We start from the raw sequence: 25,817 nt of genomic DNA, 5'->3' as shown, positions 1-25,817 counted from the left end.
AGTACTCAAAATTGTGATTATTTTACGAGCTTAACACGGATTAGTAAAGCGCGGGAGGATTTCCGCGCGTGTCTGTTTAATCGCGATTATACGACGGCGATTGAGTTCATCACGAATGGCTTGCTGCTGGAAACCTTGTTGGATGATGTCTTGCACGTTGACCTGCAGAGCACTTTGATAAAGTTGCCAGAGAAATTCACGTTGTGGATAGTCAACTTGTTCAAATCCGGTCCTACCACGCGTGTCTGCAATACAGACTAACAAAAGTGCTTTAAAACGTTCCGGCTTACGCCAGACATCTAGACGATTGAATAATTTCAATATTGTCTCCGCACGTAATTCAAAGGCTTTGTGTATGTGCGAATGATATTCACAACAAAGTTCTGCAAAATCTTGAATTGCGTGAGGTAATTTAAAGCGCTGACATAAGCGTCTTGTCGGCATGACACCAGCTTTTTCATGTCCATAATGATGTGGCAATATTTCTTTTGGTGTTAAGGCTTTTCCTAAATCATGACAAATTGCAGCAAAACGTACCGCACTTTTGTCACTGTCCGTGTTTTCTGTCAACAAGACTGCTTGTTGTAGGACCAGCATAGTATGCACAAACGTATCTATTTCTGGATGGTATTTCGCGGGATTGGGGACGCCCTGTAATGCAGCTAATTCAGGAAACAGTACTTGTAATGCGCCCACCTCTTGTAGCGTTTGGAAATACACTTCAGGATGCGGTTCTAATAAGGCTTTTTCTGTTTCTAACCAGACACGTTCTGCGGTTAGGTTTGACAGCTCACCACTTTGTGATAACTGTTGCATCAATTCGCAGGTTTCAGATGCAATAGTGAAGCCAAGAGTATGGTAGCGAGCAGCAAAACGTGCCACACGTAATACGCGTAGCGGATCTTCTGCAAAGGCGGGGGAAACGTGGCGTAAAAGACGTTGTTTTAAATCCGTAAGACCACCATAAAAATCATAGATTTTTCCGTCAAGATCTTGAGCGAGCGCATTGATAGTTAAATCACGTCGACTTAAATCTTGTTCCAAAGAAATTGTAGGTGAAAAATCACAAATGAAGCCAGTATAGCCGCTACCCGCTTTACGTTCTGTTCTAGCGAGAGCATATTCTTCTTTTGTTTGGGGATGCAGAAAAACAGGAAAGTCTTTGCCGACTTGTTGATAGCCTTGTGATAGTAAATCATCTGGCGTTGCACCAACTACGACCCAATCACGATCTTTCACAACAAGATTGAGGAGCTGATCTCGCACAGCACCTCCAACTAAATAGATTTTTATCTTGTTGTTCATCGTTGATCGTTATGCCCAACCATTATTGCGACGGCGTTTTGGTAGAATGAATGGGATTAACAAACCTAACAATAAACCCACACCAAGAACAGAGCCACCATAGATAAACCATTGGATCGCAATTTCACGTTTACCCGCATCTAGCATTGCTTCAAGATCACGGTTTTTATTTTTGGTGATTTCTAACTCACGTTTTAGCTGAGAGTTTTGTTCAAGTAATTGACTGCTTTGTTGCTCCGCTTGGTTAGCACGACGCTGCATTTCACTAGTACGTTGTTGCCAGTCACTATCTAAGCGGTTCAGTTTCATGGTCAATTCTTGGATCTGAGTCTTTAACTTAGGATTTTCTTCTTTACTACTTGGAGTAGAAGTTAACTCACTGGTTAAGATCCAAGCATCACGATTTTGCTATCACGGATTAAGGTATAACGGTCTTTTTGATCTAAAACCGTGACCGCTTCGCCTGCTCGGATAGCGCCCGCAATTTTATATTGTTCGCCTGCGCCTTTACGCAAAAATGTGCTTAAGTTTTCTGTGACATATCTGGTTTCTGCGTAGGCAACTTGCATGGATACACTAAGAAAAAGACAAGAGAGTAAGACTTTAGCGATTTTTTGCATAAAACAATATCCTATAGTAAAACAAAATGAAAAGTGTGGCTTAGGCACCACACTTTATAACATATTAGTGGAAAATAAAGCTAAGTACATAATAAATGATAATGGCAAAAAATGCACCTGCAGGTAAGGTGACGATCCAAGAAGCAATAATATTGCGGATCACATTCAGGTTGAGTGCAGCAATACCACGTGCAAAACCGACACCTAATACGGCGCCTACCAATGTTTGCGTGGTTGAAATTGGCAAACCAGTACCTGACGCCACAACAACGGTGATGGCTGTCGCAAATTGCGCCGCAAAACCACGACTCGGCGTGAGATCCGTGATGCCTGTTCCAATGGTTGCCATCACTTTATAACCCAATACGACTAAGCCCATCACAATACCGATTGCACCAAGTGGTAAGATCCACCAAGCCAATTGTGTTTTTGGCAAAATTTGCCCACCATGTTCTACAATCGAAACGACCGCAGAAAGTGGACCAATCGCATTAGCGACATCATTAGAACCATGTGCGAATGCCATAGCACAAGCTGTCAGAAGCATTAGAATACTGAATACTTTCTCAACACCACCAAAGGTACCACGTTGTACTTTTTGGATGAAATTTGGGCTTCTGAAATAAAAATAGCACACCACGATAGAAATAATGCCAATCACTAATGAAATCAGAAAGACTTCAAAGCCATTTAAATGTAAACCAATGTGTTTTAGCCCTTTCGTTAATGTCACAATACATAGAATAAAAGCGGTGATCCCCATGTAGTAAGGACCATATTTTTGTGCATTTTTTAAGGGTTCATCAGTATCGAAAATCAATTTTTGCGTGCTGGCAAAAATACCGTAAGCGACAATGCCCGCAATAACCGGTGTGATAAACCAACTGCCGACAATGTTTTTAATTGTGCTCCATTCTACAGCCTCTTTACCCACGGTGACGCAAGCAAAGCCAACCACCGCACCGACAATCGAATGCGTAGTAGATACAGGCCAACCCATGCGTGAAGCAATTAATAACCATAATCCAGAAGCAAATAGCGCCGCCATCATCCCTAAGACTAAAATATCTGGTGTGTCCACAAATTTCATGGGATCAATGATGCCGCTTTTAATGGTTTCGGTCACTTCACCGCCCGCCAAATAAGCCCCGGCGGATTCAAAAATCATTGCAATAATAATGGCTTGCTTGGCAGTAATAGTACCTGAGCCAACAGAGGTGCCCATTGCATTTGATACATCATTCGCACCAATACCAAAGGCCATGAAAAAACCAAATGCAGCCGTAATAAAAACGAGCAAAGTACCATATTGATTAAGTAGTTCCATTTTTGTTCTTCCTTAAAACCGATGGGTTATGAACGAGCTAACATTAACTCAATTCGTGATCCTACGCGTTGAGCTTGATCCGCTAAGACCCCAACCCATTCCAGCGTTTTATACAAGAACATGACATCAATTGGATTATAACGAGACTCTAAACCAAGTAACATTTTTCTTAACTTGATTTGCATTTGATCCGTATCATCTTCAATCGCATCTAATTCATTGATCATGCGATTGACAAGATCTAATTCGCGCCCTTTAAAACCGGTTTCGAGTAGTTGCTCCATTTCATCAATTACGCGATGGGCTTGGATAATGGCATCTAAGCTGCGTTTGACATATTTTTCAAATTCCGGTTGCATACTTTCAGGAATGGCAAAATGACGACCAATCATACGACCTGAAATATCTTTTGCAAAATTAGCTAATTTGTCTTGTTGTGTGACTAATTCCAATAAATCTGTACGATCAATTGGCATAAATAAACCTCGTGGCAGTTTCAAACGGATTTCACGTTTTAACGTATCAGCTTGACGCTCGCATTCTGAGATTTTCGCGCGGAGTTCTTCCGCTTTATCCCACTCACCGTGGAAGGTATGTTCAAAGAACGGAATAAGTAAATTACAACACTCAGTCACTTTCTCTGAATGTTTTTGTAAGGGTTTTAACGGCGAATGTGCAAATAATCCAAGGATATTATTCAGTGCCATAAGGTGACTCCCAATAGAGATTGATCTAATTTTTCAGGCGAATATTACATGATGTTAGCTAAAAATTCACGATTTTAATCGAAAAAGTTCAGTATTTATTGGATAATGCCCGCGTAAAATCACATTACTGTTTTTTCCGTTTTATATAATTTATTGAAATAAAAGGAATTTTATTATGGGGAATGAAGTCGAGTTAAAATTAGCTGTGACGCCCAAGTTTGCTGATTTATTACATCAAGAATTAACGAATTTTCGTATTCTTGCGCATAACACAATCTTTTTGGCAAATACTTATTACGATACCGCGGATCGTGTCTTAGCAAAACACAAAATGGGGCTACGTGTACGGCAAGAAAATCAACAATACACGCTCACATTAAAAACGGATGGTGAGGTTCACGGCGGTTTGCATATCCGCCCTGAATATAATGTGACTTTGCCTGATGCGCAGCCAAACATATCGTTATTAGTTGAAAAATATGCTTTAACATTGCCGAATTATGCACAATGGGAATTAAAGCCTGTATTTAGTACAGACTTTGAACGTGAGAGTTGGTTAATCGAATGTGGTAACGGAACTCATATTGAAGTGGCGTTTGATCAAGGTAAAATTGTCGCGGGAGAAAAACAGACACCGATTTGTGAAGTTGAATTTGAATTAAAGTCGGGTCTTCCTATTGATTTACTTCGTTTTGTCCAAACGCTTACATTAGAAAACGAGCTCCGTTTAAGTTCAGCGTCAAAAGCAAAAAGAGGTTATCTTTTAGCAAATCTGACTTCCATGACAGTAACGAACTGGTTAGAGAAGTGGCGCGAGTTTCTACAATTTACACAAAACACGACAAGTGCCTTGGCTAAATTGAGAGCATTATTTCGCTTAGAACAAGACTTAATTGAAGAAACCTTTGCAATTGGAGCAGACTATTTTGCTGCAGATTTCTTGCGTACAGTAGAGCGGATTGGCGCGTTCTTTAATCTCTATCACTATTATGTTGAACAGGCAACGTTGTTAGACAGCGCGTTAAATCAACAGGTCGGCGAGGAGAATGCGTGTGAACAAACATATTTACTGGACTTGTTAGACAGTCATCACAGTTTATTACAACAAGTACGTGAATTGATTCGTTTGCATAGTGAAAGTCAGGATAATCGCCTTGTGTTAGACAAATTACTGGGCTTGTTGCAAACAGGTCATTATGTGAAACGTATGATCCATTTAACTTTTTTAACGTTGAGTAATTAATTTATGGCTAAGGCACCTAAAACAGCATATGTGTGTAATGATTGTGGCGCAGAGTTTTCTCGTTGGCAGGGACAATGTGCGGCATGTAAAGCTTGGAATACGATTAGTGAAGTGCGTTTAGTGTCATCTAGCAATAGCGCAAAAGGCGATCGTTTTAGTGGCTATGCTGGTGAAACGTGCGCGAAGATCCAAACCCTTGCTGAGATTTCATTACAGGAAACACCGCGTTTTTCCAGTGGTTTTCACGAGTTGGATCGCGTTTTAGGGGGCGGTGTAGTACCGGGCAGTGCAATTTTAATTGGTGGTCATCCGGGCGCAGGCAAAAGTACCTTATTGTTACAAGTGATGTGTGGTTTAGCTCAAAATATGACCGCGCTTTATGTGACAGGGGAGGAATCTTTGCAACAGGTGGCCATGCGTGCAAAACGATTAGGCTTACCTACAGATAAATTAAACATGCTGTCTGAAACGTCAGTTGAACAAATTTGTCAGCTAGCGGATCAATTAAAACCGCAAATCATCGTGATTGACTCCATTCAAGTAATGCATTTAGCGGATATTCAGTCTTCGCCAGGGAGTGTGGCACAAGTACGTGAATGTGCCTCTTTTTTAACGCGTTATGCGAAAACCCGCCAAGTAGCGATTATTATGGTGGGACATGTGACGAAAGACGGAACCTTAGCGGGTCCTAAAGTCCTTGAGCATTGTATCGACTGTTCAATTTTGCTCGAAGGAGAGGCGGATTCTCGTTATCGTACTCTACGTAGCCATAAAAATCGTTTTGGTGCTGTGAATGAACTCGGTGTGTTTGGCATGACAGAACAAGGGTTGCGTGAAGTGAAAAATCCATCAGCCATTTTTTTGAGCCGGGGTGAAGAGCAAACGCCAGGGAGTTCAGTGATGGTGATTTGGGAAGGAACACGCCCTTTATTAGTTGAAATTCAGGCGTTAGTTGACCATTCTATGTTAGCAAATCCGCGTCGTGTTGCTGTAGGGTTAGAACAAAACCGTTTAGCCTTGTTATTAGCGGTATTACATCGTCATGGTGGCTTACAAATGTCGGATCAAGATGTGTTTGTTAACGTAGTGGGCGGTGTTAAGGTCACGGAAACCAGTGCAGATTTAGCATTGTTATTGGCATTAATTTCCAGTTTCCGTAACCGCCCATTGCCACAAGATTTAGTGGTTTTTGGTGAAGTGGGGTTAGCGGGAGAAATTCGCCCAGTGCCAAGTGGGCAAGAGCGTATTGGTGAGGCAGCGAAACATGGCTTTAAGCGCGCAATTGTACCTTTCGCAAATAGACCGAAAAGTGCGGTGCCGAATATGGATGTTTTCACCGTTAAGAAATTGTCGGATGCCTTGGCAATTTTAGAGAATTTCTAAGTGATGTGGTGGCTGTTATATTTATAAACAGCCACCGCAGCTACCACATCGCCAATCTTCTTGATTGACGGCTTGGTAAAATTGACGTAAGTAAGGTTCTTCTAAAGGAATATTCGCTTGAATAAAAACGTCGCTTAACCAGTCTATATTCGCAAGAATCCAGTCATCTTCATCTAGCCCTTCTAAATATAATCTGTTTTCAGGATCAATAAAATAATAGATCTCCTGTGTTCCCATATCTTTTTCTCGACGTTCAGGCGGCAAGATTAGAGTAGTGTTTAAATACTGGATTTCCCAATGTCCTAAACACAGGGTATTACCTTTCGATGTCCAATTGGCGATAAAGGGATTTTTCAACGTTTTCCTCAGTGACATGCTTTTTTTTCTAGTGTAAGTCTTGAGAAAATGAAAAACGAGAAAAAAAGAGAGTAAGTATGATTTAAGACAAAGAAAAAAAATTAAATTTTGAAAAATGGTGTAAAATTAGTTAATCTCACTAACATATTGCCTTTTTAACCGCAGAGGAGTTATGGAAAAGAAACTAATGAAAGCCCTAGATAGTATTGATATCAAAATTCTCAATGAGTTACAACGCAATGGAAAAATTTCCAATATCGATTTATCAAAAAAAGTCGGGCTTTCTCCCACACCTTGTTTAGAACGAGTAAAGCGCCTTGAAAAACAAGGTGTGATTATGGGATATCGTGCTTTATTGAATCCTGAATTATTAGATTCCCCTTTATTGGTGATTGTGGAAATTACATTAATTCGCGGTAAACCGGATGTGTTTGAAGAATTTAATGCCGCAGTACAACAATTAGATGAAATTCAAGAATGTCATCTTGTCTCCGGTGATTTTGACTACTTATTAAAAACGCGCGTTGCGGATATGGCGGCATATCGTAAATTGCTCGGCACAACCTTACTACGTTTACCCGGTGTAAATGACACACGTACTTATGTCGTGATGGAAGAAGTCAAACAAACCAATTTTCTCCAACTGAAGTAATACAATGATTAAACGAATTTCTGAAAAATTTACCCCTAAGCAGTATCTATTGGCATTTTTCTTTCTTGTGGGCATGCTGTTTGGCGTGTATTTGATCGTTGCTTGGTCAAGTTATTCGCCATTAGATAATTCGTGGGCGTCTTCAAGCTATATTCCTACTACGATTAATAAAGCAGGGAGATTCGGTGCTTGGTTTATTGATTTATTTTTTGTGTTATTTGGGCACGTTGGGCATATTATTCCCTTTCTTATTTTTGGTATTTCTTTTTACTTCTGGCGTCGTAAAGGCAAAGTGCCATTCAGCTTTTTTCGCTTAAGTCTTTGGCTTTTGGGCTTCAGTATTTTTTTATGTGGCGTGTGTGTTTTATTTACCTTACTGTTTTCTAATACGCCTTACTATTTATCTGGTGGTGTGTTGGGAGGAAGTTTAGTGACAGCCTTTTTCCCTATGTTAGATTTTGTGGGGTTAATGCTTTCTGGCACTTTGTTAGCACTACTTGGTTTTGTCCTTTGTTCAGGTACTTCTCTTATTCGTTCGTGTATTTATTTTTATGATTGGTTGACCATGAAAAATCCTACACAAACGCAAGAGGAAGAAACGATTTCCGCCACACCAGTACAACAAGAGCTGGCATTGCAAGAAGAACCGTCAATACAAAGCATAAATGAAAGTGAACGTGTTTTTGTTAGCGAAGCGCCATCAGCCACAATGGATGAAGAAAAGTCATTAATCAATATTGAAAACTTGATTCAAATTCAGGGGCTCGAATCTGCTTCTCAAGCGAAAGAAAGCACGATCCCAGCAGTACCTCTAGACGATGTTAATCAGGTAGAACTCGGCGGTTATGCTGTCGAACCAGAACTCGCCTTGCCAAGTGTCAGTGTGGCTTTTGTTGAAGACACTGCGCTATCTTCCTCTGAGGCAGAACATGAGGATAGCAAGCCGTTCACTACACTAATTCCTCACACCGCAGGAGAGCCACTCGTTGCGACTGAGTTTGCGATGCCTAAAGTTTCGCTATCTCCGTTAGATACAAGTTTATCAGACAATAGCGAGATAGCACGGGAAGACGAAAGTGATCTTGCTCGTCAATTTGCCGCGCAAGAGCAACAGCGCCGTGAGGAAATGGCTTTACGTGCAAAAGCCCTCAATGCGGAAGACGCATTGCAGACAATCTTGGCGGCACCTGAAATTAGGCAAAATAGCACGGCGGATGTCAGTGACAGTACGACACCGCATTATAAACCTTATGGTGAGTCATTAATTCATCCAGCGTTACAACAAAAGGTGACGACGCAGGTAAAACCGACTACCCCCATGCCCAGTTTGGATTTGTTAGAACATCGCCCGAGCCAAGCGCATCGCATTACACAAGAAGAAATTATTGAAACCTCACAACGAATTGAACATCAATTACGTAACTTTGGGGTGAAGGCAACAGTGAAAGATGTGTTAGTGGGACCTGTGGTGACACGTTATGAACTTGAATTACAACCGGGTGTCAAAGCATCGAAAGTGAGCAGTATTGATACGGATTTAGCGCGCGCCTTAATGTTCCGTTCGATTCGTGTGGCGGAGGTGATTCCGGGAAAACCTTATATCGGTATTGAAACTCCTAATGTTAATCGACAAATGGTGACATTACGTGAAGTGCTAGACAGTGATGTGTTCCGTCAGTCTAACTCTTTGCTTTCTATGGCATTAGGTAAGGATATCAGCGGTAAACCAGTAGTGGTGGATTTAGCCAAAATGCCACATTTATTGGTTGCAGGCTCCACCGGTTCAGGGAAATCTGTTGGAGTAAATACCATGATTTTAAGTTTACTTTTCCGGGTGAAACCCGAAGAAGTAAAATTTATTATGATTGATCCTAAAGTAGTAGAACTCTCGATTTATGATGGTATTCCTCACTTGCTGACGGAAGTGGTGACAGACATGAAAAAAGCCGCGAATGCATTGCGTTGGTGTGTTGATGAAATGGAGCGTCGTTACCAATTACTGTCGGCATTAAGAGTTCGTAATATTGAAGGCTACAATGAAAAAATTGAGGAATATGAGGCGATGAATATGCCGATTCCGAATCCAATTTGGCGACCTGGCGATACCATGGATACGTTACCACCGGCGTTGGAAAAACTCAGTTATATTGTTGTCATTGTAGATGAGTTTGCAGATTTAATGATGGTGGCGGGCAAACAAGTCGAGGAGTTGATCGCCCGTTTAGCACAAAAAGCCCGAGCGATAGGTATTCACTTGATTTTGGCAACACAACGTCCATCGGTTGATGTGATTACTGGTTTGATTAAAGCCAATATCCCAAGCCGCATTGCTTTTACCGTCGCCAGTAAAATTGATTCACGCACCATTCTCGATCAAGTGGGGGCTGAAGCCTTATTAGGACGAGGGGATATGTTATATTCTGGTGCGGGCTCTTCTGATTTAGTACGGGTGCATGGTGCTTTTATGAGTGATGATGAAGTGGCACGGGTAGTAGATGACTGGAAAGCACGTGGTAAACCGAATTATATTGAAGGCATTTTAGACAGCGGGGAGGATGAGGCTACGGAGAGTAATGGCGCTAATTCTGATGCCGGTGAGCTAGACGATTTATTTGATGAAGTGGTGGAGTTTGTAACCAGTACAGGAACGACGTCGACTTCATATATTCAACGCAAATTTAGAGTAGGCTTTAACCGGGCGGCCCGAATTATGGATCAACTAGAAGAACAGGGCATTGTTTCTGCGATGCAAAATGGCAAACGTGAAGTGCTTGCTAGACGTTCTTCGGACTTTTAGGAAAGTAGAGATGAATAACATGTTATTAAAAACCACCGCACTTTTGACCCTCTTTTTGAGCAGTGCAGCTTGGGCTGATGCAGCAAGCGAATTACAGCAACGTTTGAGCAAGGTGAATGTGTTGAGTGCTGATTACGCTCAAACAGTCAGTTCGTCAGACGGAAAAAATGTTCAACAAGGCAGTGGGACATTAAAAATCAAGCGTCCAAATTTATTCCGAATGGATAATAAAACACCGCAAGAAAACCAGATTATTTCAGATGGGAAAACCTTGTGGTTTTATGATCCCTTTGTTGAGCAAGTGACAGCAAATTGGGTCAAAGATGCCGTGAATAACACACCTTTTGTTTTGTTGACGAGTGACGATAGCAGCCACTGGGTACAATACAATGTGGAACAAAAGGCAGATACATTTACTCTCAAACCAAAAGCAAAGCAGAGTAATATTAAGCAGTTTGATATTCGTATTGATAGTGAAGGGGTATTGCGTAACTTCAGTACTATTGAAAAAGATGGTCAAACGAATTTGTATATTTTACGTAATATTACCAACCAACCTTTAGCCGACGGTGTATTCAAGTTTAGTGTGCCTAAAGGGGTAGAACTCGATGACCAACGCCAAAAATAGTTAGAACAGTGATGTCGAATTTAAGTTTTGACTTTGCCCAACAGGCTTTTCAACCTTTAGCCGCCAGAATGCGTCCGACGACATTCGCTCAATATTGTGGGCAGTCGCATTTAATCGGTGAGGGAAAACCTTTACGTAAAGCACTTGATGCGGGTCATGTGCATTCCATGATCTTATGGGGACCGCCAGGTACGGGCAAAACGACTTTAGCAGAGATTATTGCACGGCAGATTCATGCTGACGTTGAACGTATTTCCGCCGTCACCAGTGGTATTAAAGAAATTCGTGAGGCGATTGAACGAGCAAAAGAAAATCGCTTAGCTGATCGACGTACGATCCTGTTTGTTGATGAAGTTCATCGTTTCAATAAAAGTCAACAAGATGCCTTTCTGCCTCATATTGAAGATGGCACCATTATCTTTATTGGAGCGACAACTGAAAATCCTTCCTTCGAATTAAATAATGCCTTACTTTCGCGAGCCAAAGTATATATTCTAAAATCGTTGAGCACACAAGAAATCACCGAGGTGTTAAAGCAAGCACTGTTAGATGAAGAACGCGGGCTAGGCAAAGTGCGGTTTGTTTTAGAAGAGAATGTATTAGAATGTTTAGCTGAATATGTGAACGGTGATGCACGCTTAGCTTTAAATAGTCTTGAGCTGATGGCGGATATGGCAGAGGAAACGGAAGCAGGGAAAGCTTTGACACTCAGCTTATTAAAAAACGTGTTAGGTGAACGTCAAGCGCGTTTTGATAAACAAGGTGATCGGTTTTATGATGCAATTTCTGCGCTACATAAATCCGTACGAGGATCTGCACCGGATGCCGCATTATATTGGTATGCTCGGATTTTGGCAGCGGGGGGGGATCCGCTTTATGTGGCACGACGTTTACTCGCGATTGCTTCTGAAGATGTGGGTAATGCGGATCCGCGCGCGATGCAAGTGGCACTTGCTGCTTGGGATTGCTTTACTCGAGTCGGTGCGGCGGAAGGGGAGCGTGCGATTGCACAAGCAATTGTTTATCTGGCGGTTGCACCGAAAAGCAACGCAGTTTATCGTGCATTTAATCAAGCGAAACAACACGTTAAAGAAACGCCAGATTATGAAGTACCAGCACATTTACGCAATGCGCCTACCCATTTAATGAAAACATTGGGCTATGGTGAAGCATACCGTTATGCGCATGATGAAGAACATGCTTATGCTGCGGGCGAAAATTATTTTCCAGAAGCGTTGAAAGACACACAATATTATTTTCCAACTCATCGTGGGATGGAAATTAAAATCAAAGAAAAGCTCGATTGGCTTAGACAACAGGATCAACAAAGCAAGAAAAAACGTTATTGAAAACTGCCGTATGGCGAGTTTAATACTGCTCGAAACATTAACTAAAGCACCTGTTTTCAGGTGCTTTTTGTTAGCTGACTGGTGAGGGTGCTGATATTCGCAGGATAGGCAGGAAAATCTTACTTTTTGATGGAGATTAATCTGAGAATCCCTGATTTTGAACTGGTTTATTAGGTTAATTCGATCTAAAATAGATGAATTATTTTTATGCAAAAGTGCGGTTAATTCCGTTTAAATTTTAAGAAAAGTAGGTAAAAAATGATCGATCCAAATCTATTGCGTAATAATCTTGAGGAAGTGGCTGAAAAATTAAAAGTAAAACGTAATTTTGTGCTAGATGTTGCCTTATTAAGTGAGTTAGAAGAACAACGTAAAAGCTTGCAAGTCAAAACAGAATCACTTCAAGCAGAACGTAATGCGCGTTCAAAAAATATCGGCCAAGCGAAAGCACGTGGTGAAGATATTTCAGCATTATTAAACGAAGTGGAACATATGGGCATTGAATTAAGTACCACAAAAGCACATTTGGATGAAGTGTTAGCTGAAATTAACCAGATCGTTCTCGCCATTCCAAATTTACCTGCTGATGAAGTTCCGCTTGGCAAAGATGAGAGCGAAAATCTTGAAGTGTTCCGTTGGGGAACACCAAAAACCTTTGATTTTGATGTGAAAGATCATGTGTCATTAGGTGAAGGTTTGAAAGGGCTAGATTTTGCGGCAGGAGTAAAATTAAGTGGCTCTCGTTTTGTGGTGATGAAAGGACAGATCGCCAAATTACATCGTGCGCTGTCTCAATTTATGTTAGACCTCCATACTGAGCAACATGGTTATACCGAAACCTATGTCCCTTATTTAGTTAATCACGCTACTTTATATGGTACCGGGCAATTACCAAAATTTGGTGAGGATTTATTTCACACCAATGCGTTAGAAGGCGAACAACCTTATGCATTAATTCCAACAGCAGAAGTACCCGTTACGAACTTAGTTCGTGATGAAATTCTCGATGAAGCGGATTTGCCTTTGAAAATGACAGCGCATACTCCTTGTTTCCGTTCTGAAGCAGGATCCTATGGGCGTGATACCCGCGGTTTAATTCGTATGCATCAATTTGATAAAGTGGAGTTGGTTCAAATTGTTGCACCTGAAACTTCAATGCAAGTGTTAGAAGAATTGACAGGACAAGCAGAAAAAGTCTTACAGTTATTAGAGTTACCTTATCGTAAAGTCTTATTATGTACAGGCGATATGGGATTCAGCTCATGCAAGACGTATGACTTAGAAGTATGGTTACCGGCTCAAAATACCTACCGTGAGATCTCTTCATGTTCAAATATGTGGGATTTCCAAGCTCGTCGTATGCAAGCACGTTGCCGTTCTAAAACAGATAAGAAAACACGTTTAGTGCATACTTTAAACGGCTCTGGCTTAGCGGTTGGACGCACTTTGGTCGCGATTTTAGAAAATTACCAAAATGCAGATGGTACCATTACCGTTCCAAGCGTATTACGTCCATATATGGGCGGGTTAGCACAGATTGGTTAGTCATTTCGCGTTTAAAAAAGCGGTCCCTTGTTAAAGAGGTGACCGCTTTTTTCATTCTATTTTTGTGTGGTTTACAGCGCAATATAATCAAGTGGGATATCAACGAGGTTGGCAACTAAATCTTCAGCCATATGGCGATAGCATAAGTGATTTGCTTTTTCGATCATGACAATACGTTGGATGTTTTGTAAGGTATCACCACTGAGTAAAAGGTGATTTAGTGCGACCTGTAATGCTGGTAAACTTGGGTTAAATGCGGCATTTTCCGCATAACTGCCGCGATAAATTTGTTTATCTTTTGTTTCAATAGCGATGCCGTGATATGACTTCGAATAAGGTGCATGTGCGGCATTGGCACATTCAAGTGCAGTCAACATGACAGGATCTTGCGTTTCATATGCAAGCTGGTTATCTTGTGCATCTAATAAAAAGTGCTGAATATCCAAATCAGCCGGACCAAATGCATCAGGTAAATAGCTATGTAATAAGTTATTTTGACTGTGTGGTAAATGAATTTTTAACTGCGGGGCGGTTTTTAATTCATTCATAAATTGGCGACAATGGCCACATGGCGTATAGTTGACGACCACATCGGTAATTGCACTTTCGTGATTCATCCAAGCATGAGAAATCGCACTTTGTTCAGCATGGACGGTTTGTTGAATATGGGTCGAGGCAAACTCTAAATTCGCACCGAAATAATATGCACCACGTTGTCCAATCGCAATAGCCCCAACATGAAATTGGGAAATTGGAGCGAGAGAGTAAGCAGCTGCAATTGGTAAGAGCTTAAGTGCGAGTTGTTGTGGTGTAAGCTGATGTTTAGTACAAAGATGTTCAACCGTAAAATAAGGTAACATGCCTTTAAAATGTTGTTCTTGCAAAATATGCCATACATCTTGTGCTAATTGTTGGGACTCAATTAGTGAGAGTGTTTTTCGGATTTTCTCTGAAATTGGGATCATTATGTTTCTCCTTCTCATCATGCATGACCTCATCTTAATGCAACAGAAAAAAAAGATCTTCATTCAGAAGATCTTTTTATGATACAAATCAAATCGATAGTAAATTATTTTGCTGCTTTGAGCTTTTGATAATACCCTTCATACAAATAGATAGCATTATCTACGTCCACTTGCCATTGGCTTCTATCAATAACCTCTTGTGTTAAGAACGTTGCATGATCATCGGTTAATTCTTTTGGTAAGCGTTTTAACGCTTCAAGGTTTGAGGTTGGATAGCCGATATTTAAAGTCAGTTTTTCGGATACATCCGCACTCAATAAATAGTTAATGAGCTTATAAGCATTTTCCGTATTTTTCGCATTGGAAGGGATAGCAAGATTATCTATCCATAACATAGTGCCTTCTTTTGGATAAATCATCTCTACCGTTGCCCCTTCATTTTTGGCGATACGAATGGAACCATTCCACAGCAAGCCAATATCGGTTTCACCTGAAATAAAAGTACTGGCAGGGTTATCCGAGTTAAAAGAAAGAATATTTGGACGTAATTTTAATAATTCCTCATAGGCTTCTTTTAATACTGCTGGATCTTGAGTATTAGGATCTTTCCCCATTTTTAATAAAGCAATATTAAACAGTTCACGAGGGTCATCGAGCATTTGTACTTTCCCTTTGAATTCGGCATTCCATAAATCCCCCCAAGATTGGAAATGGCTTGGATCTTGGTTGGTGGTATTATAAGCAATGCCAGTCGCACCAAAGAGTTGTGGTAATGAATATTTATTGCCTTTATCGTAAGGGCGATCAAGCATATTTGGATCAAGCTCTTTAATGACCGGTAATTTACTGTGATCAAGCTCTTTTAGCATGCCTTCACGTGCCATTTTGGACACAAAATAGCTAGTTGGTGCAATCACATCATAGCCACCGTCTTTCCCCAAAGTTTTTAATTTGGCATACATGGTTTCGTTTGACTCAAGGCTTGAAACAATGACCTTAATTCCCGTTTGTTTGGTAAATTCATCTAATAAACCTTCAGGAACATATTCAGTCCAAGTATAAAGGTAAACTTCATTGTTAGCTGCGCTTGCATAGTTGCTTACGCCCAGCATCATCACGCTAGCAGTTAAAATGCCAGTTAATTTTTTCATTCACATTGCTCCCAGAAAATGGGTGAAAATATGCCAGTAAAACGAGGGCGTTTACTGACCTGAAGATGCCGAATGGGTACGGACAAAGACGGATTTTAGGACATAAAATCGCACTTGTAAATGAATTGTTATATAAAATTTTTGCTTAAAAATGCATGTCATGAGAAGTGAATTGCATAAGATAAAAGAGTAAAAAAGTGCGGTCAAAATTTGTATTTTTTTGACCGCACTTGCTGTTTATGGATGATAAAAACGCGATTATTTAGCCGCTTTTAATTGTTGATAATAGTTTTCGTATAATTCAACCGCATCACCTACATCATCTTGCCAGTGGCTATTTTGTAGAATTTCAGCCGTTGGATAAACTGCCGGATCTTGCGTCACTTCGCTTGGCAATAATTCAAGTGCTTTTAAGTTTGATGTTGGGTAACCAATTTCTTCTGCTAACTGTGCAGCAACTTTTGCACTTAATAAATAGTTAATTAATTTGTGTGCACCATCAGGATTTTTTGAGTTAGCTGGAATAGCTAAGGTATCCACCCAAAGTACAGGACCTTCTTTCGGGAAAACCATGTTTAACGGCGCTTGTTCTTTTTTCGCAATACGGACTGAGCCATTCCATAATTGACCCACTTCCACCTCACCTGAAATAAATGAGTTCGCTGGGTTATCTGAGTTAAATGACAATACGTTTGGACGTAATTTTAACAGCTCTTCATAAGCTTGTTTAATGATTGCGGGATCCGTAGTATTTGGATCTTGACCCAATTTTAACAGTGCAATATTAAACACTTCGCGTGCGTCATCTAATAATTGGACTTTCCCTTTAAATTCAGGTTTCCATAAATCACCCCAAGCAGTAAAGTTTTCACCTTTATAGCTATCGGTATTAAATGCAATACCCGGTGCACCTAATAGCTGAGGCAAGGAGTATTTGTTGCCTTTATCATAAGGCTTATCCAACCAATCAGGGTTTAAGTCTTTGATAACAGGTAATTTGCTGTGGTCTAGCTCTTTTAACATACCTTCACGCGCCATTTTAGACACAAAATAGTTTGATGGTGCAATCACATCATAACCACTGGTTTCGCCTTGTGTCTTTAATTTGGCGTACATGGTTTCGTTTGATTCTAAGCTTGAAACGATAACTTTGATGCCCGTTTCTTTTGTGAAGTCATCTAATAAACCATCTGGAACGTATTCTGTCCAAGTATAAAGGTAAACAGTGTCATTGGTTGCATGTGCATTTGCGGCTAAGCCGAATGTCATGATCCCTGCAGTCACAAGACCTGCAAATTTTTTCATCTCTATCATTCTCCTGTTGAGGGTAATCATTTCTTCTTGAAGAAGCATAAAAAAACGCCTTGTTTTAAGGCAAGGCGTATTCTATTTTGTATTAGGTTGTTTGTGAAGTATTATTTTTTAAGACAACATTTATTTGTCTTTTCTCGCAACCACTTGGCTCAAAATGACTAAAGCTAATGAAAGAATAATCATAATGGTTGCCAATGCATTGACTTCTGGGGTGACACCTGTTTTGACCAAAGAGAAAATTTTCAATGGTAAAATCTCATAGCTGACGCCACTCACGAATGAGGAGACCACTACATCATCCAGTGAGATAGTAAAGCTCAATAACCAACCTGAAACGATAGCTGGCAGCGCCAGTGGGAAAATAATTTTACGTAAAATTGTCACCTCGCCCGCCCCCAGATCTTTGGCAGCCTCTAGCATTTTGGCATCAAACCCTTTTAATCTTGAGAAAATGGTGACGACCACGTAAGGCAAACAGAAGGTAATATGGGCGAGTAATAATGACCAAAAACCTAAGTTAATTCCCACAATCATAAACAGTGCCAGTAAAGAGACTGCCATGACAATATCTGGAGACATCATGACGATAAATAGCATCCCACTAACTGCTTGTTTACCACGGAAACGATAGCGGTAAAGCGCAATCGCGGTCAATCCACCAATAATCGTTGCTGCTGTCGCGGCAAAGAAAGCAATGGTAATAGAGTGAATGGCTGCTTGAATTAAGGTATCGTTGCTAAACAAACGCTCATACCATTTCCAACTAAAGCCTTTCCAGGTTAAGCCATAACGATCATCGTTAAACGAGTTTGTGACTAAGATTGCAATTGGAATATACAAATAAGCATAGACCACAAACATAAAAATATTGCGTAGTAAACGGCCCATTATTCCAACTCCATTTTCTTATTCATTAATTTGCTGGCTTTGTAGTAAACAAAGATCAGTAATGCCATCAGGATAGTTAATCCAATGCTGATTGCAGAACCAAACGGCCAGTTACGTGAGATCAAGAATTCACTCTTAATCACGTTACCCACTAAGAGGACTTTGGCACCGCCTAATAAATCAGCGACATAGAACATCCCCATGGCTGGTAAAAGCACTAATAAACAACCTGCGATAATACCCGGCATCGTGAGCGGAATAATCACTTTGATAAAGCGTTGGAATGCAGTAGCACCCAGATCTTTTGCCGCTTCCAGTAAGCGATAATCCAATTTTTCAATAGAGGCATAAAGTGGCAAAATCATAAATGGCAGCAATAAATACACTAAACCAATGATGACCGCGACTTCTGTATTCAAAATACGGATAGGCGTATCAATTAAGCCAATGGACATGAGTGTGCTATTTAAAATCCCTTTGACCCCTAAGAAAATTTTCATACCATAAATACGAATTAGGGAGTTGGTCCAGAAAGGTAACACCACTAAAAACAGTAAAAATGGACGGTATTTCGGGTTAATTTTGGTTAATAAAAAGGCAAAAGGATAGCCGATAATCAGACACACTAAGGTGGCTAAACCCGACATATATAAGGAATTCCATACCACTTGCGCATATAGCGGCTCAAATAAGCGTGTATAGTTTTCCAATGTAAAAGGAAGCGCATAGAAATTACTGCTATCGCGAGTTAAAAAACTCACGATCAGCACAAGTAAGTTTGGCGCAAGAACAAAGAAAATCAACCACCCGAAGATGACACCAATGGTTGATTTCTGAAAGGCGTTATTCTTCATCGCTCAACACTACCTCCCAGCCTTCGTGCCATGTTAATGCCACTTTTTGACCTAAAGAGTGATCGATATTTGGATCGTCTTCGTTAAAGAATTCGCTAACAAGCACGGTCATTCCATTATGGTCTAGCGTGATGTTTGATTCTAACGTCATTCCTTTATAGTTACGATCTGCCACGTGACCAATAATCGCTTTTGAACTTTGGTTTTCATCCAATTCTTCAATTAAGATATCTTCCGGGCGTAATAAAACTTTGAGTTTTTGCTCAGCAACAACATCAAGATTGGTATAAATATCGCAAACGCGTCCTTCCACATTGGCGCGAACACGTTTCTCATCGACACGCGTTAATACCGTTGCATTGAAGATATTGATTTCACCAATAAATTTGGCAACAAACAGATTTTTTGGCTCTTCATAAATTTCACGCGGGGAACCATCTTGTTGGATATGACCTTTACGTAACACAATAATACGATCAGACATCGTAAGAGCTTCTTCTTGATCGTGAGTCACAAAAATAAAGGTAATGCCCAATTTGCGTTGCAATGCCTTTAATTCATTTTGCATTTGTTTACGCAATTTATAATCTAATGCGGAAAGGGATTCATCCAGTAGCAACACTTTCGGTTTGTTAACCACCGCACGCGCAATGGCAATACGTTGTTGTTGACCACCTGATAATTGAGCAGGTTTACTGTACGCATATTCTTCAAGTTGTACCATACGTAATGCTTCTAACACGCGAGGTTTAATTTCCTCATTCGGTACTTTTTGCATGCGTAAGCCAAATGCCACATTTTCAAAAATTGTCATATGTGGGAATAAGGCATAACTTTGGAAAACAGTATTGACGTGACGCTGTTCTGCAGGGACATGAGTAATGTCCTCTCCGTCAAGAATAATATTGCCTGAATCTAATTCTTCTAACCCTGCAAGTAAACGTAAAACTGTCGATTTACCACAACCTGAAGGACCAAGAATGGTTAAAAACTCACCATTGTTGATTGTTAAGTTAAAGTTTTCAATGATAGTTTTATCACCATAAGATTTAGTAATAGAACGAAGCTCAATAATAGGCTTGTTTTGAACTGAACTTTCCACTAGCTTTGGTTTTCTCCCTAATGTACCAATTTTGGTATTGAGTAGAAATAAATGCCAACAGAAAAGCTGTTGGCACTTACGGTTAAAAAATAAATGCTAATGATATAGCTATTGTTCAATAAATAAAAGGGATTTTGTAAAAAATTTAAAAGAGAGTGTGACATGATTTTTTATGAGATGTGGTGTTGTGTAGCGAGTGTTTTAGGCTTGTATAAGAAAGCTAGGGTTTTCACAAAATTAAAGCGAAAAGTTGTGATATGTCAATGAAGCTCAGATGATTTGTCGTTAGACTGAAACCATTCTTTTATCAGCGAGCCAGTTTTATGTTAAACCAACAGCAAACCTATAAGCTATTAGAACGCTTTTTACACTATACCACCTATGATACCCAGTCGAAAAGCGGGGCGAAAATATCCCCGAGCTCAGCGGGACAATTAAAGCTTGCCAAGCATTTACAACAGGAATTATTCGCCCTCGGTTTACAAGATATTGACATCTCTAAACATTCCGTTGTGACAGCTTTTCTTCCTTCCAATGTCAATCCAGATTCGCCAACCATTGGTTTCATTGCGCATTTAGATACAGCAACACAATGTAGCGGTAAAAATGTGCAAGCCGAAGTGATTGAAAATTACCGTGGTGGCGATATTGCGCTAGGGGTGGGCGAGGAGTTTATTAGCCCTGCGCATTATCAATTTTTACATCAACTGATTGGGAAAACGTTAGTGGTTGCTGATGGCAATACTTTACTAGGTGCGGATAATAAAGCTGGTATTGCAGAAATTATGACCGCACTTGCGGTATTAAAAGAAGAAAATTTACCGCATTGTAACATTCGTGTTGCCTTTACGCCGGATGAAGAAATTGGTTTGGGGATGCAATTTTTTCCTGTAGAAAAATTTCCGTGCGATTGGGCTTATACTATTGATGGTGGTGAAGTCGGCGAATTAGAGTATGAAAACTTTAATGCCGCGACGGCGATTGTGACGATTGAAGGTGTAAATATGCACACAGGATCGGCAAAAGACAAAATGATTAATGCGCTTACGCTTGCTTGTGAATTTCAGCAAGGTTTTCCAGCAGAGGAAACACCAGAGCAAACAGAAGGGAAACAGGGGTTTTACCATCTTAGTCACTTTACCGGACATGTGGAAAAAGTGGAATTGCAGTATTTAATTCGGGATTTCGACAGGGGCGGATTTGAGCAACGTAAAATTTTTATTCAGCAGCTTGTTGACCGGTTTAATCAACAAAAACGTTTAAAAAAGCCAATCACACTTGAAATTAAAGACAGTTATAAGAACATGAATGAAGTCGTGAAAACCGTGCCACAATCCGTTGAATTGGCGGATAGCGCGATGCGAGAATGTGGCATTGAGCCGATTCATAAAGCAATTCGTGGGGGCACCGATGGCGCTTGGTTAGCGGAACAGGGATTAGCTTGCCCAAATGTGTTTACGGGGGGATATAATTTTCACAGTAAACATGAGTTAATTACTTTGGAGGGGATGCAAAGTGCCGTCAATGTGATAACGACGATTGTCAGACTGGCGACAAGCTAAATAGATCAGAAAAAATTACAGATAAACATACCGCACTTGAGGATAAAAGTGCGGTATTTTTTTCGTTTATTTTGGTAAGGCACCCGAATTCCATTGTTGCGCATCTTGAGGACGTTTTACTTGCAGTAAAAAATGTTGATTTGCTTTTGCGACAGGTTGAATCACTGTGCTCGCGGGTGTAGAAAAAGCAATTCCACCTTTTAATAATTGTTGTACTGATCCTGTATTGACTTCTGCACCGCGTAAACTGAAATTAAAATCATAGCCAGCGGCAATCCAAAATTCTGAATTTTGACGGACAAGATGCTGGTATTTTCGCGCAATAATAATATGCACAAAGACACGATCACCGAGTTCATTTAACGTGATATGGTTGATTTTTCCTACCTCAACGCCACGATAGAGGATCGGTGAGCCTACGGTAATATTCAACGCATCATGGGTTTCTAACACCAATGGCAAGCCTTGGGTATATTTATTATTGCTACGAGGAGCAGATTGTACCAATGTAAACTGTGTTTTTCCTTTGCCTTGACCGATTTCAACATCAATATAGGGTTGGAGTAAACTCTCTAAGTTTTCAATGCTCGCCGCAGAAATTTGAGGAGATATCAACGTAAAACGGCTGCCTTCTTTGGCGATCAATGACATGTATTGTGGGTTAATCAACGCTTTTGCGATCACTTTATTACTTTTCGTATCCAAGTTTACTGTGGCGATTTCACCGATATTGAGACCAAGATAGCGTAACGGCATACCTTGACTTAAATTCGTCGCATCTTCGGTAATAAACGTTAGTTGTTGTCCAGCAGATTTCGCCCGTAACTCATTTGGATAAAGTGTTTTCGAGCCAGTATGCCCGATATTATCAAAGCTGATTGCGCCTTTTAAAGCGCGTGAAATTGGGGTCGCCTGAATACTTACCCCCTGTGTACTGATATCGACTTTCGCAGCACTTTCTACCCAGAAGACACTTTTATGGGTCAATAATGTTTGATATTTTGGATAAATAAAAACATCGACCTCAAATGTATTGGCTTTTGGTCGGACATCTAAAATCTTACCGACTTCATATTGGCGATATAATACGACGGAGCCCGCATTGATATTGGGTAATCTCTCTGAGCTTAAGGTCAGTGTCGGTGTTAAATTGGCATCGGTAATGCCGACCTGCGCATGAGAGATATCTTTATACAATGGATAGTGGGTAAGAGGCTGTCCTTCTTTTTGTTTGCCTGCGAGTACACGCACTCCTCCTTGTAGCCATTTTTCTGGTGAAGCCGCTTCAAAACGTAAACCATTCGCATCGATGTTGATATCCAATTGGGATGCTGCAATAAACTGACTATCTTGATGAATCAGATGACGATATTTTTCTGCAATAGCCACTTTGAAATTCACACCATCAACATTGAGATCTTGTTGAATAATTTCACCTATAGTGACATCGTTATAATAGACAGCTTGTCCTTCACTGACCCCGTAGGTTTCCGGTGCGCTTAAAGTGAGAACCAAAGTATTAGGTTGTTGCAATAAAAGCTCATTTTCTTTAATTACTGTGAAGGCGGTTTGAGGTTCGCCTGCTGCCGCAAGTATTTCAAAATATTCACCACGAAGAAGTTGTGGAAGATTCGTTAGATCCGCTAAGCCCGGTTTTTTATTGCGTAAGACAATATGCGTTTTGCTCGTGAATAATTCCGATAACATGGGGTCAATTAAGAGCTTACCTTGTAATAAAGCAGGTTGATCTTCAACAGAGGTTAATTCAGATAGCACACCAATTTGTTTGTTTTGATGATAAACCCCAGTTTGTCCTGTTTGTAAGCCCGTGGTATGAGGAATATTGACGTCAATGACGATACCGCGTTTAGCCGCATTAAAATTAGCATAAAGTGTGAATTTGTCATGGCTTTCGGCTTGTTCGCTATTTGCCGGCGAGTCAAAGGCGACCGCACCTTGTACAATCGCATTGAGGCTATCTACGTTAATGTTAATGCCGGATAGACCAATTTGTGCATCGATCCCGCTAATATTCCAGAAGTGGCTGTCTTTCTTGACAAAATGTGCATAGGCCTTATCAACCACAATGTTAATTGAGACTTTTTTACCGTCTTCAACAAAGCGATAATCATACACTTTCCCAACCGGTAACTTTTTAAAATAGACTGATGCGCCAATGGAAATTGACCCAAGATCATCGGCAAGTAAGTGCACTAATAAATCGCCATCATCCACTTGGGCGATTGGTCCTTCTGTTTCGGCGATAAATTCATCTTCATTTTCCCCATCACCGGGTTGCAAAGTAATATAGTTACCAGAAACGAGCGCATCTATGCCTGAAATACCAGCTAAAGACGCACTGGGTTTGACCAACCAAAATTTTGTGTTCTTACGTAATACAGTCTTGGCTTCAGGATAAATGTTAGCTACTACTTCAACCTGCTTTAAGTCTTTCGTAAAGTTGACTTTCTTAACAACCCCGATTTGTAAACCTTGGTAACGAACTTGCGTTTTTCCTGCGACCAGTCCTTCACCATTGGCAAAAGTGATGCGAATGGTATGTCCTTGTTCTTGGATGATTTGGAAAAATAAGATTGCACCAATACAAAGGGCAACAAAAGGCAGTAACCAAAAAGGTGAAATACGTCTGACTTGTTTTAAATGAGCAGGTATTGTGCTATGTGTTTGTGCCTGCGTGTTATCGTGCTGTTTGTTTGTCATAAATTTTCCAAAGTAATCGGCTATCAAATTGTGAAGTAGAAATCATTGTTAAAAAAACGGCAATACCAAAGTAAAAGGCCGCGGGACCAACAGAAAAATCGATAATTTGTCCACGTGTTACTAATGACATCATCAATGCTAAAACAAAGAGGTCAAGCATGGACCAACGCCCGACAAAATGGACAAAGTGGAGTAGTCGCATTTGCCATTTGATTGAGTGTCTTAATTGAAAATGCACACAAATTAATAAATATAACATAATCATAATTTTACTGATGGGGACAAAAATACTGGCAACAAAAACAATAAAGGCGACAAAGTAACTTCCCATATCAATAAAACTTAATACACCAGACATTAATGTATCCGCACTGGGTGCGCCATTGACATACACCACGGAAATGGGTAACAAATTGGCTGGGAAAATCATAATAATCCCTGCAATTAAGGTGGCCCATGTGCGTTGTAGCTTAATATGCGCTGATAAGTGTAAAGTAGAATGACAACGAGGGCAAATTGCACGCTGTTGACGATCATGCATAGCGTGCATAAAACTGTACTGGCATTCAAAACAGTAGTGCGGTTTATTATCTTGTGGAATCGCATTGAGTGAATGTTGCTGTGGGTAGAATTCATTCCACAATTCCTTAGGATTTAATTTGATAAAAAGCAATGTTGTTAAAAGCGCAGTAAAAACAAAAGCAATCAGATAAATATCAATTTCTAACGTGGCGTATTCTTTCACTTTAAACATTGTCACCGCTAAGGCAACTAAGTAAACATCAAACATCACCCAAGGTTTGATATGCGCGAGAGAAATTAAAAGATTACGCGGTTTTACTCTCAGTAATTGTGAGAGGCGTAGAAGTAAAACAAGCAATGCAAAAGAAATAGGCATAAAAACAGCACAAATAAACACTAAAAAGGCAGTATAGGGATAACCTTGGGTAGCCATTTTCCAAACGCCACCCCAAACCGACGCATCAATTTTGGTACCTAATAAATCAATGCTAAGAAGTGGAAATTTTAACGCAAAGGGCATTAAAATGAGGATAGACAGTGCAATCATGGCACAACGATGGAGGCTCCAACGATCCGTTGTTTTGATCACATGATGACAGCGGGGACATTCTGCCAGTTGTTCGCTTTGTAAGGTTGGAAAAGACACAACTGCATCACAATCTGAGCAACAGGCTAATTCATGTAGAGGGCGTTGAGCGGTATTTTTTGTCATTCAGTTACATGCCACGTGTAATAAACAGAGCCACATTCTATCCTGTCTAAAAAGTTTTGGAAATATCCCCGTCAGAGAATGTCACGCCTATCTTTCTTTTATGGATACTGCTT

At 40.4% G+C, this 25,817-nt stretch carries 20 protein-coding genes and 1 pseudogene; 8 read left to right on the top strand and 13 right to left on the bottom strand.

The window, feature by feature from the left end:
• Positions 1 to 30 precede the first annotated feature (30 nt).
• From CKV69_RS05015 to CKV69_RS05000, 4 genes and pseudogenes are all read right to left on the bottom strand, one after another.
• Positions 31 to 1,305 (bottom strand): multifunctional CCA addition/repair protein, encoded by a 1,275-nt coding sequence (locus CKV69_RS05015; protein WP_014326205.1) that lies wholly within the window; start codon positions 1,303 to 1,305, stop codon positions 31 to 33.
• 9 nt (positions 1,306 to 1,314) lie between these two features.
• Positions 1,315 to 1,925: pseudogene (locus tag CKV69_RS05010) on the bottom strand (TIGR04211 family SH3 domain-containing protein).
• Positions 1,926 to 1,989: 64 nt separating this feature from the next.
• Positions 1,990 to 3,252, bottom strand: coding sequence for an inorganic phosphate transporter (locus CKV69_RS05005; RefSeq protein ID WP_014326204.1), 1,263 nt, complete (start codon positions 3,250 to 3,252; stop codon positions 1,990 to 1,992).
• Positions 3,253 to 3,278: 26 nt separating this feature from the next.
• Entirely contained in the window at positions 3,279 to 3,959 is a 681-nt protein-coding gene (locus tag CKV69_RS05000; RefSeq protein WP_005721097.1) for a TIGR00153 family protein, read from the bottom strand.
• Between the two features lie 175 nt (positions 3,960 to 4,134).
• Here CKV69_RS05000 and CKV69_RS04995 point away from each other — a divergent pair, with 175 nt between their 5' ends.
• Positions 4,135 to 5,202, top strand: coding sequence for a CYTH domain-containing protein (locus CKV69_RS04995; RefSeq protein WP_014326203.1), 1,068 nt, complete (start codon positions 4,135 to 4,137; stop codon positions 5,200 to 5,202).
• Positions 5,203 to 5,205: 3 nt separating this feature from the next.
• Positions 5,206 to 6,585, top strand: a complete 1,380-nt coding sequence (gene radA / locus CKV69_RS04990) for a DNA repair protein RadA (protein WP_014326202.1) — start codon at positions 5,206 to 5,208, stop codon at positions 6,583 to 6,585.
• A gap of 21 nt (positions 6,586 to 6,606) precedes the next feature.
• Here the strand turns inward: radA and CKV69_RS04985 are convergent, their stop codons facing one another.
• Complete coding sequence (locus tag CKV69_RS04985) at positions 6,607 to 6,960, bottom strand: hypothetical protein (protein WP_014326201.1); 354 nt, start codon at positions 6,958 to 6,960, stop codon at positions 6,607 to 6,609.
• Between the two features lie 154 nt (positions 6,961 to 7,114).
• Here CKV69_RS04985 and lrp point away from each other — a divergent pair, with 154 nt between their 5' ends.
• From lrp to serS, 5 genes are all read left to right on the top strand, one after another.
• Positions 7,115 to 7,594: a leucine-responsive transcriptional regulator Lrp gene (gene lrp, locus CKV69_RS04980; RefSeq protein ID WP_005721107.1), complete on the top strand. Its 480-nt coding sequence runs from the start codon at positions 7,115 to 7,117 to the stop codon at positions 7,592 to 7,594.
• Positions 7,595 to 7,598: 4 nt separating this feature from the next.
• Entirely contained in the window at positions 7,599 to 10,391 is a 2,793-nt protein-coding gene (locus CKV69_RS04975) for a DNA translocase FtsK (RefSeq protein ID WP_014326200.1), read from the top strand.
• A gap of 10 nt (positions 10,392 to 10,401) precedes the next feature.
• The gene (gene lolA / locus CKV69_RS04970; protein WP_005753565.1) at positions 10,402 to 11,019 is read left to right on the top strand and encodes an outer membrane lipoprotein periplasmic chaperone LolA; all 618 of its coding nucleotides are present in this window, start codon (positions 10,402 to 10,404) and stop codon (positions 11,017 to 11,019) included.
• 11 nt (positions 11,020 to 11,030) lie between these two features.
• Positions 11,031 to 12,368, top strand: a complete 1,338-nt coding sequence (locus CKV69_RS04965; protein WP_014326199.1) for a replication-associated recombination protein A — start codon at positions 11,031 to 11,033, stop codon at positions 12,366 to 12,368.
• A gap of 258 nt (positions 12,369 to 12,626) precedes the next feature.
• Positions 12,627 to 13,913, top strand: coding sequence for a serine--tRNA ligase (serS, locus tag CKV69_RS04960; RefSeq protein ID WP_014326198.1), 1,287 nt, complete (start codon positions 12,627 to 12,629; stop codon positions 13,911 to 13,913).
• 71 nt (positions 13,914 to 13,984) lie between these two features.
• Here the strand turns inward: serS and cdd are convergent, their stop codons facing one another.
• The 6 genes from cdd to potA form a co-directional block, all read right to left on the bottom strand.
• Positions 13,985 to 14,878, bottom strand: coding sequence for a cytidine deaminase (gene cdd, locus CKV69_RS04955; protein ID WP_005753570.1), 894 nt, complete (start codon positions 14,876 to 14,878; stop codon positions 13,985 to 13,987).
• Between the two features lie 104 nt (positions 14,879 to 14,982).
• Complete coding sequence (locus CKV69_RS04950) at positions 14,983 to 16,029, bottom strand: extracellular solute-binding protein (protein ID WP_014326197.1); 1,047 nt, start codon at positions 16,027 to 16,029, stop codon at positions 14,983 to 14,985.
• 258 nt (positions 16,030 to 16,287) lie between these two features.
• Entirely contained in the window at positions 16,288 to 17,334 is a 1,047-nt protein-coding gene (locus CKV69_RS04945) for an extracellular solute-binding protein (RefSeq protein WP_005724655.1), read from the bottom strand.
• 129 nt (positions 17,335 to 17,463) lie between these two features.
• Positions 17,464 to 18,231, bottom strand: coding sequence for a spermidine/putrescine ABC transporter permease PotC (potC, locus tag CKV69_RS04940; RefSeq protein WP_005724657.1), 768 nt, complete (start codon positions 18,229 to 18,231; stop codon positions 17,464 to 17,466).
• Entirely contained in the window at positions 18,231 to 19,085 is an 855-nt protein-coding gene (potB, locus tag CKV69_RS04935) for a spermidine/putrescine ABC transporter permease PotB (protein WP_014326196.1), read from the bottom strand. The genes potC and potB overlap by 1 nt, the downstream gene beginning before the upstream one ends.
• Positions 19,075 to 20,187, bottom strand: coding sequence for a spermidine/putrescine ABC transporter ATP-binding protein PotA (gene potA, locus CKV69_RS04930; protein ID WP_038641885.1), 1,113 nt, complete (start codon positions 20,185 to 20,187; stop codon positions 19,075 to 19,077). Before potA ends, potB begins: the two co-directional genes overlap by 11 nt.
• A gap of 323 nt (positions 20,188 to 20,510) precedes the next feature.
• Between potA and pepT the strand changes: the two genes are divergently transcribed.
• Positions 20,511 to 21,749, top strand: a complete 1,239-nt coding sequence (gene pepT / locus CKV69_RS04925) for a peptidase T (RefSeq protein ID WP_014326195.1) — start codon at positions 20,511 to 20,513, stop codon at positions 21,747 to 21,749.
• A gap of 66 nt (positions 21,750 to 21,815) precedes the next feature.
• On the opposite strand, the gene CKV69_RS04920 is transcribed toward pepT, so the two are convergent.
• Both CKV69_RS04920 and CKV69_RS04915 read right to left on the bottom strand, forming a co-directional pair.
• Positions 21,816 to 24,470, bottom strand: a complete 2,655-nt coding sequence (locus CKV69_RS04920) for a PqiB family protein (protein WP_005756098.1) — start codon at positions 24,468 to 24,470, stop codon at positions 21,816 to 21,818.
• Positions 24,448 to 25,704: a paraquat-inducible protein A gene (locus tag CKV69_RS04915; protein WP_005751196.1), complete on the bottom strand. Its 1,257-nt coding sequence runs from the start codon at positions 25,702 to 25,704 to the stop codon at positions 24,448 to 24,450. The genes CKV69_RS04920 and CKV69_RS04915 overlap by 23 nt, the downstream gene beginning before the upstream one ends.
• Between the last annotated feature and the right edge of the window lie 113 nt (positions 25,705 to 25,817).

Origin of the sequence: Pasteurella multocida (assembly GCF_900187275.1) — a bacterium.
GTDB lineage: Bacteria > Pseudomonadota > Gammaproteobacteria > Enterobacterales > Pasteurellaceae > Pasteurella > Pasteurella multocida.
Note: the sequence above shows the minus strand (reverse complement) of the source record. Positions and strands in the feature narration are given on the sequence as shown.

Coding starts and splice junctions, on each gene's coding strand:
- potC (WP_005724657.1), bottom strand. CDS start 18,231: ATGGGCCGTTTACTACGCAATATTTTTATGTTTGTGGTCTATGCTTAT.
- lolA (WP_005753565.1), top strand. CDS start 10,402: ATGAATAACATGTTATTAAAAACCACCGCACTTTTGACCCTCTTTTTG.
- CKV69_RS04920 (WP_005756098.1), bottom strand. CDS start 24,470: ATGACAAACAAACAGCACGATAACACGCAGGCACAAACACATAGCACA.
- CKV69_RS04915 (WP_005751196.1), bottom strand. CDS start 25,704: ATGACAAAAAATACCGCTCAACGCCCTCTACATGAATTAGCCTGTTGC.
- lrp (WP_005721107.1), top strand. CDS start 7,115: ATGGAAAAGAAACTAATGAAAGCCCTAGATAGTATTGATATCAAAATT.
- CKV69_RS05015 (WP_014326205.1), bottom strand. CDS start 1,305: ATGAACAACAAGATAAAAATCTATTTAGTTGGAGGTGCTGTGCGAGAT.
- radA (WP_014326202.1), top strand. CDS start 5,206: ATGGCTAAGGCACCTAAAACAGCATATGTGTGTAATGATTGTGGCGCA.
- CKV69_RS04995 (WP_014326203.1), top strand. CDS start 4,135: ATGGGGAATGAAGTCGAGTTAAAATTAGCTGTGACGCCCAAGTTTGCT.
- CKV69_RS04985 (WP_014326201.1), bottom strand. CDS start 6,960: ATGTCACTGAGGAAAACGTTGAAAAATCCCTTTATCGCCAATTGGACA.
- cdd (WP_005753570.1), bottom strand. CDS start 14,878: ATGATCCCAATTTCAGAGAAAATCCGAAAAACACTCTCACTAATTGAG.
- serS (WP_014326198.1), top strand. CDS start 12,627: ATGATCGATCCAAATCTATTGCGTAATAATCTTGAGGAAGTGGCTGAA.
- potB (WP_014326196.1), bottom strand. CDS start 19,085: ATGAAGAATAACGCCTTTCAGAAATCAACCATTGGTGTCATCTTCGGG.
- CKV69_RS05005 (WP_014326204.1), bottom strand. CDS start 3,252: ATGGAACTACTTAATCAATATGGTACTTTGCTCGTTTTTATTACGGCT.
- CKV69_RS04975 (WP_014326200.1), top strand. CDS start 7,599: ATGATTAAACGAATTTCTGAAAAATTTACCCCTAAGCAGTATCTATTG.
- CKV69_RS04950 (WP_014326197.1), bottom strand. CDS start 16,029: ATGAAAAAATTAACTGGCATTTTAACTGCTAGCGTGATGATGCTGGGC.
- CKV69_RS04965 (WP_014326199.1), top strand. CDS start 11,031: ATGTCGAATTTAAGTTTTGACTTTGCCCAACAGGCTTTTCAACCTTTA.
- pepT (WP_014326195.1), top strand. CDS start 20,511: ATGTTAAACCAACAGCAAACCTATAAGCTATTAGAACGCTTTTTACAC.
- CKV69_RS04945 (WP_005724655.1), bottom strand. CDS start 17,334: ATGAAAAAATTTGCAGGTCTTGTGACTGCAGGGATCATGACATTCGGC.
- CKV69_RS05000 (WP_005721097.1), bottom strand. CDS start 3,959: ATGGCACTGAATAATATCCTTGGATTATTTGCACATTCGCCGTTAAAA.